Genomic DNA, 7,933 nt, shown 5'->3' on the forward strand with positions numbered 1-7,933 from the left:
ATGGCCTTCATGCCGCCGGGCCATTCGGCCTCGTCGACCGTGATGTTGCCCGCGTTGTCGCGGGTGCCCTGCCACCAGCCCTCGTCGATGTTGATGTACTCGTATCCGGCCTCCGGAAGCCCGGCGGCATGAAGGCCATCGCCGACTACATCCACAGCAAGGGCCTCAAGGCCGGCATCTACACCGACGCCGGCAAGGACGGCTGCGGCTACTACTTCCCCACCGGCCGCCCCGCCGCGCCCGGCAGCGGCAGCGAGGGCCACTACGTCCAGGACATGACCCAGTTCTCCCGCTGGGGCTTCGACTTCGTGAAGGTCGACTGGTGCGGCGGCGACGCCGAGGGCCTCGACCCGAAGACCACCTACCAGGCGATCAGCGACGCCGTGACCCAGGCGACCGCCACCACCGGCCGTCCGCTCGCCCTCTCCCTGTGCAACTGGGGCTACTCCAACCCCTGGAACTGGGCGCCGGGCATGGGCCCGATGTGGCGCACCAACACCGACATCTTCTTCCACGGCGGGACACCGTCGTACGGCAACGTCCTCACCGCCTTCGACCGCAACATCCACCCCACCGCCCAGCACACCGGCTACTACAACGACGCCGACATGATGGTCACCGGCATGAACGGCCTGACCGCCGCCCAGAACCGCTCCCACATGAACCTGTGGGCGATCTCCGGGGCGCCGCTGCTGACCGGCCTCGACCTGACCACCATGTCCGCCGACACCAGAAGCGTCCTGACCAACCCCGAGGTCATCGCCGTCGACCAGGACCCGCGCGGCCTCCAGGGCGTCAAGGTCGCCGAGGACACCCCCGGCCTCCAGGTGTACGGCAAGGTCCTCTCCGGCACCGGCAACCGCGCCGTCGTCCTGCTCAACCGCACGTCCACCACGCAGAACATGACGGTCCGCTGGTCCGACCTGGGCCTGACGAACGCCGCCGCGACCGTGCGTGACCTGTGGGCGCGGCAGAACGTCGGCACCCCCGGCACCGGCTACACCACCAGCGTGCCCGCGGGCGGCTCCGTCATGCTCACGGTCACCGGGGGCACCGAGCAGCCCGCGGCCACCTACAACGGCACGGCGAGCTTCTCCGGTGTCAGCGCCGGCAGCACCGGCCTGAAGACCGTCGACGTCTCCTACACCAACACCTCGTCCACGGCCCGCGTCGGCACCCTCACGGTCAACGGCCAGACCCCGACGAAGGTGTCCTTCCCGCCGACCGGCTCCACCCCCGGCAACGTCTCCGTGCAGGTCGGCCTCACCAAGGGCGCCGCCAACACGATCGCCTTCTCGGGCGCCCCGACCCTCGAAGGCATCGTCGTACGGCCGCTGCCCGGCGCGAACGCCACGCTCGTCACCGGCACCCAGTCCGGCCGCTGCGCGGACATCAACAACAACACCATCACCAACGGCACCGACGCCCAGCTGTGGACCTGCAACGGCGGCCTCAACCAGCAGTGGTCGTACCACAGCACCCGCAAGGAGCTGGTGGTCTACGGCAACAAGTGCCTCGACGCCTACGACCACGGCACCACCAACGGCACCCGCGTCGTCATCTGGGACTGCACCGGCGGCACCAACCAGAAGTGGAACGTCAACGCCGACGGCACGATCACCAACGTCAACGCCGGGCTCTGCCTGGACGCCTACCAGGCGGCCACCACCAACGGCACGAAGCTCGTGCTGTGGTCCTGCAACGGTCAGAACAACCAGAAGTGGAGCCTGACGTGAGCGACACGAACCACGGCACCGGGCTGTCCCGCCGGACGTTCCTCGGCATGGCGGCGACCGTCCCGCTGGCCGCGACGGGCGCGCTGACCCTCGGCGCGGGCACCGCCCACGCCGCCGACTCGGCGTACGTCATGGTCTACTTCACCGAGTCCACCACCATGCTGGAAGCCGACTACGGGCTGCACCTGGCCGTCAGCCAGGACGGGCTGAACTGGACGCCGCTCAACCAGAACGCCCCCGTCGTCACCCCGACCCTCGGCGCCGGCGGTCTGCGCGACCCCTTCGTGATGCGCAAGCAGGACGGCACCTTCGTCGTCCTGGCGACCGACCTCAACGGCACCGACTGGAACCACGACAGCGTCAACATCCACGTCTGGGACTCCACCGACCTGCGCACCTTCACCGGCTACCGGCTGCTGAAGCTGCACGACATGACCGACACCCACAGCTGGGCACCGGAGGCGTTCTGGGACCCCGGGCGCGGCCGGTACGGCATCCTCTACTCGTCGGTGAACAGCAGCGGCCACAACGTGATCATGGTCAGCTACACGACCGACTTCCGCACCACCACCGACCCCCAGGTCTTCTTCGACCCCGGGTACGACATCATCGACGGCAACCTCACCATCGGCGTGGGCGGCGTCAACTACCTCTACTACAAGAGGAACCAGCAGCTCGTCGGCGCCCGCTCGACGTCCCTGAACCCGGGCAGCTTCACCCCGTTCAGCACCCCGGTCGCCCACGGCGGCACCGAGGCGCCGACGGTGGTGAAGTCCCTGACCTCCAACGCCTGGTACCTGTGGGGCGACACCTACACCCCCAACGGCGTCTTCTACGTCTGGCAGTCCACCGACCTCGCGTCCGGCACCTGGACCGCCCTCGACCAGAAGCTCTACACCCAGCCGCTCAACTCCAAGCACTGCGGCATCCACCCGATCACCTCGACCGAGTACTCCAACCTGCTCGCCAAGTGGGGCGCCCCCGCCTGGAACCGGCTCAAGTCCTACAACTACCCGTCCCGTTACGTCCGGCACAGCAACTACGCGGCCCGGATCGACGAATACCCCTTCGACCCGTTCACCGACTCCCAGTGGAAGCTGGTCCCGGGCCTCGCCGACTCCTCCGGCGTCTCCTTCCAGTCGGTCAACATCCCCACCCGCTATCTGCGGCACTACAACTACGCCCTGCGGCTCGACACGAACGACGGCACCTCCACGTTCGCCGCCGACGCCACCTTCGTCCGTACCGCCGGCCTCGCGGACTCCACCTGGTCCTCGTTCCGGTCGTACAACTTCCCGACCCGCTACATCCGGCACATCGACTACGCCCTGCGGATCGACCCGGTCTCCACGGCGGCGGAACGCGCGGACGCGACGTTCCGGGTCGGCTACTGAGCCGTCGGCACCCACTTCGCCCCCGGTGAGTCGAACGTTTCGGCCGCTTCCCCCGTCCCAGTGGGGACAGCGGCCGCGCGGGCGGCCGCCCGGGGGCCGGAGGGACGTATGGACAGGCGGATGAGGGCGCGCGTGGGTACGGCCGCGGCCGGTGCGGTGCTCGCGCTGGCGGCGTTGCAGGGGTCGGGCGCGGGAGCGCAGACCGTGGCGGACGTGTCGTCGTCGCCGGCGACGGTGTGCCACGGCACCCGGCCGGAGGGCACGCTCCCGGACCTCGGCTTCCCCGACGACACACCCCTGCAGCGCACGCTGAACCACGTGGACAAGATCGCCTACGGCCGCTACGCCGAGAAGTTCACCAGCATGGCGGTCGACGAGGAGGGCTCCAGCGCGGACGTCTACCGCGTCCCCTCCGCGTCCTTCGACGCCGCCGTCTGCGGGATCGCCGAGAAGGGCGTCACCCTCCGGCTGCACGACACGGACATCAACGAGGAGGGCCTCACCGCCATCGTCGACCGGATCAGCGAGGACATGGGCCGCTGGGACGGCACCTTCCAGCTCCGCGAGGTCGGGCACGACGGCAGGGGACACGTCCACATCGGTGTCGACGACCCCGAAACGGCCGAACCGATCCTGCGGAAAGCCTTCGGCGAGCGGATCGCCAAGTACCTCCGGGTGGGGTACACGCCCCAGGCGGAGCTGCAGTGAGCGTGCTCGATCACCGGTTCGCGGGTCCCGCGAAGATCCGCTATGGTTGAGCACGAGCCGCTCACCGGAACACCGGAAAGCACTCAATGCGTTGGTCGTCTAAGGAAAGACGCCCCACTTCCTGTGGGGAAATGCAGGTGCAAGGCCTGCCCGGCGCTCCACTACGAACCCCGTCCCGCGGTCAGCGGGACGGGGTTCGTGCTGCTCGCAGCCCTTCTACTCGGTGGCCGTCCACTTCCGCGCGGCCCCCATCGCCGCGTCCACGTCCCGCAGCGGCCGCAGCCGGTAGGTGTAGGCGTAGTCGCGGTCGGCGAACAGCTTGTACTCGTCGTGCGTGTGGGCGCCCCAGCTGTTGTCGCCGCCCACCCCCATCTGGCGGTGGTTGACGCGCAGGACGACGGCGTCACGGGGCGTCAGCTGATAGTCGTGGCGAACACCCGAGGAGAGGTCCTCCGGGGTGAAGTGCGACGCGTTGACCTCCAGCAGGGAGCCGGGCTCGGCGGAGACGAGGAGACCGGCACCGGCACGGTCGGTGAGCGCGGCCCAGCGGACGTCCGTCTTGTTGCCGTTCTCCTGGGGGCGGATGTACGGCGTCCACTGCCCGGCGACCGAACCCGAGTAGCGGCCGACGTCGGTGGCGTCGTTGCGGTCCCAGTGGTTCTCCTCCGGCCCCCGGCCGTAGTAGTGCAGCCGGTCCAGCCGGCGGGGCAGCAGGAGCAGGGTGCCCACCTCCGGGATGTACGGCAGGGACGACGCCCCCGGGTGCAGGGTGTTGTCGACCTTGATCTCCCCGTTCCCGAACACCGTGTACGTGGTGGTGTACGTCGACTCGGTGGCCGTCGGCAGGGTGCCGCCGACCTTCACCTGGACGGCCCTGTCGGTGCCGAGGACCCGTACCGACACGTCCGTCACCTCGCGCCGGGCGCCCGCGTCCCGCCAGGTCTGGTTGCGGGTGTGGTGGCCGTTGCCCCGGTCGTTGTCGGTCGGCGCCCGCCAGAAGTTCGGCACGGCACCGGAGTCGAGGAGCCGGACGCCGTGCGCCTCGTACGAGGTGAGCAGGCCGTCCGCCTTGTCGACGGTCACGGAGAAGTTCCGGCCCCTGACGGTGACCTTCCCGGCGGTCTCCTCGTGGCGCAGCGTCGGCACGCTCGCCAGCCGGGTGGGCTTCACCGCGGGGACCGCGGCCTTGACGGGCAACTGCTGCTTGGCCACCTCGAAGCCCGCCTTCGCCCAGGGGGTGCGTTCCCTGGTGGTGAAGGAGAGCTGGAGGAAGTACTCGGTGCCGGGCGCCGGGGAGGACGGCAGCCGGAAGGGGACCGTGATGTCCTTGCTGGAGAGCGGGGCGACGTTCAGCTGGGCCCGGGTCAGACGGCCGCGCTGGACCACCTCGCCGTCGGCCACCAGCGACCAGTGGCCGTCGTAGGCCCGCAGATGGGTGAACAGGTTCTCGTTGGTGAGGGTGACCGCCGCTCCCTGGGTGAGGGTGCCGCCGGACGCCGGGGCCGCGTGGATGGCCTGGTAGATCTGTTTGACCTCGGCGGACTTGCCGGTGAGCCGGCGGTCGGCGGTGAGGATGCCGTCCGCGACGAAGGCGCCGTCGTTGGGGTTGTCGCCCCAGTCACCGCCGTACGCGAGGAACGTGCGCTCCTTCGGTTTCTTCTCCGTCACCTTCACGGTGGCCGCGTCGAACCAGAAACGCACGCCGTCGTCCCCCGGGCCCCGCCCGTCGGAGGCCAGCTCCGTCGCGCTCAGCGCCCGCGCGTACACCCGCGCCCGCCGTATCGTCCCGTTGAACTCCCGCGTCGGGTTGTCCACATCGGTGGCGAGCGACAACGGCGCGGTGTTGCTGCTGGGGCGCCGCGTGGTGGTGCGGGTCGCCTTCGCCTCGCCGTCGACGTACAGGGTGAGGGAACCGGCCTCGGCGTCGAAGACGCCCGCCACATGGTGCTCGCGCCCGGTCCAGCCCTCGTCCGGCACGTTCCAGCTCGCGCTGACCCACTGGCCGCCGCCGTGGATGAAGAACTCGACGCTCCGGTTCGTCTGCTTCAGCGCGTACTGCGTGTCGCCCTTGGCGAGGATCGGCTGGTGGCTGAAGGGGACGTGCGGGGTGAACCACGCCTCCAGGGTCAGCGACCCCGTCAGGTCCACGGACGCGTCACGCGCGAAGGCGGTCGCGCCGAAGACGCCCTTGTCGCGGTCGAAGCGCCCGGCGGCGGTGAGGAGTTCGCCCTTCAGCCCGTGCGGCCCGGAGTCCGTGAAGATCTTCCGCACCGGCACCGGCGTCGTCAGCGACTGGTCGATGAAGTCCCAGATCCAGCCGCCCTGGAGGACGTCGTAGCGGCGTACGAGGTCCCAGTACTTCTTGAAGTTGCCGGTCGAGTTCCCCATGGAGTGCGAGTACTCGATCATCACGTACGGGCGGGTGTCCGAGGTGTCCTTCGCGCGCTGCTCGACCCGCTGCGGGCTGTCGTACATCTCCGACCTGATCTGGCTGATCGTCGGCCGGTCGTCGCCCTCGTACTGGACGACGCGCGTCGGGTCGTAGGAGCGGATCCAGTCGTGCATGGCGACGAAGGTGCTGCCGCCGCCCGCCTCGTTGCCGAGGGACCAGATGACGACCGAGGCGTGGTTCTTGTCGCGGTGCACCATGGCCTGGGCGCGGGCCACGCACGCCTTCGTCCAGTCGGCGTGGTTGCCCGGGTACTGGTCGCGGATGCCGTGCGTCTCCAGGTTCGTCTCGTCGACGAGGTACAGCCCGTACTCGTCGGCCAGCTCCAGCCACAGCGGGTTGTTGGGGTAGTGGGAGGTGCGGATCGTGTTGATGTTCAACCGCTTGGCGAGCCGCATGTCCCGCTCCATGTCGGCGCGGGTCAGCGCCATGCCCCGGTCCGGGTGCATCTCGTGCCGGTTGGTGCCCCGGAACGACACCGGCTTCCCGTTGATCCGCATCAGCCCGTCCTTCAGGGCGAACTCGCGCAGACCGACGCGGTGCGACAGCGTCTCGACGACCTTGCCGCGCGCGTCCCGCAGCCGCAGCACCGCCGTGTAGAGGGTCGGACGCTCGGCCGACCAGAGCACCGGGTCCGGCACCGCCTTGCTCGCGCTGACGGTCACGTCCTCGCCGGGCGGGGCCGCGGACAGGTCGGCGGACCGGACGAGGGGCCGCGACCAGACGGCGTGCCCGCGCGCGTCGTAGAGCTGTGTCTCCACGGAGTACGCGCCCTTGCCGGCGCCCTTTCCGTAGGCGCGGACGCTCGCCGTGACCGACAGGTCGGCGGCCTTGTAGCCGTCGCGGATCGGGGTGTCCAGCTTGAAGTCGCGCAGGTGCACGGCCGGGGTGTTGAAGAGGTAGACAGAGCGGAAGATGCCGCTCAGCCGGATCATGTCCTGGTCCTCCAGCCAGTCGCCGTCCGAGTAGCGGTACACCTCGACGGCGATCTGGTTGGTCCCCGGCTTCAGATGCGGGGTGATGTCGTACTCGGCCGGGTCGTACGAGTCCTCGTGGTAGCCGACCAGCTCGCCGTTGATCCACACGTAGTGCGCGGACTTGACGCCCTCGAAGTGGAGGAAGGTCCGGCGGCCGTCCGCCGTCCAGTTCTTCGGGAGCGTGAACCGGCGCCGGTACTGCCCGATCGGGTTGTACCGGGTCGGCGCGGCCGGTGGCTGCGCCTCCTCACCGAGACCGTTCGGGCCCCACCACGGGTAGGTGATGTTGATGTAGATCGGGAAGTCGTAGCCGTGGTTCTGCCAGCAGGACGGCACGGGGATCGTGTCCCAGCCGCTGTCGTCGACGTCGGTGCGGTAGAAGTCCTCGTCACGGTCGTCCGGCCGGTCCGCGTACGCGAACTTCCACCGGCCGTCGAGGCTGAGACGGTACGGGGAGTCCGTGCGGTCGGCCTTGAGGGCCTGTCTGACGTCCGCGTACGGCATGAGCGTCGTATGGGGCGGCTCGGCGCCGACCTGGAACAGAGCGATGTCGCCGTTCCACTCGGTGCCGTCGACCGTGACGGCGGCCGCGGCGGTGGCCGCCCCCGCCGTCGCGGTGCGGGCCGCGGCCCGGGCGACGCCGTCGGGCAGGGCGAGGCCGCCGAGGAG

Annotated in this window: 4 protein-coding genes; 3 read left to right on the plus strand and 1 reads right to left on the minus strand. The window is 69.7% G+C overall.

All coding sequences use genetic code 11. The features are described 5' to 3' along the window. Window positions 1-128: 128 nt before the first annotated feature. From AOK23_RS31485 to AOK23_RS31495, 3 genes are all read left to right on the plus strand, one after another. Window positions 129-1,736 (plus strand): ricin-type beta-trefoil lectin domain protein, encoded by a 1,608-nt coding sequence (locus AOK23_RS31485; protein ID WP_240496653.1) that lies wholly within the window; start codon window positions 129-131, stop codon window positions 1,734-1,736. Window positions 1,737-1,783: 47 nt separating this feature from the next. Further along, window positions 1,784-3,130 carry a glycoside hydrolase family 43 protein gene (locus tag AOK23_RS31490; RefSeq protein WP_206336336.1) on the plus strand — a complete coding sequence of 449 codons (1,347 nt, stop codon included), beginning with the start codon at window positions 1,784-1,786 and terminating at the stop codon, window positions 3,128-3,130. Between the two features lie 120 nt (window positions 3,131-3,250). Then, window positions 3,251-3,838, plus strand: a complete 588-nt coding sequence (locus AOK23_RS31495) for a hypothetical protein (protein WP_240496654.1) — start codon at window positions 3,251-3,253, stop codon at window positions 3,836-3,838. A gap of 216 nt (window positions 3,839-4,054) precedes the next feature. Here AOK23_RS31495 and AOK23_RS31500 read toward each other — a convergent pair. Further along, window positions 4,055-7,933: glycoside hydrolase family 2 TIM barrel-domain containing protein (locus tag AOK23_RS31500; RefSeq protein ID WP_055715972.1), on the minus strand; the 3,879-nt coding region annotated here is incomplete at its 5' end.

Origin of the sequence: Streptomyces torulosus (assembly GCF_001419765.1) — a bacterium.
Lineage (GTDB): Bacteria > Actinomycetota > Actinomycetes > Streptomycetales > Streptomycetaceae > Streptomyces > Streptomyces torulosus.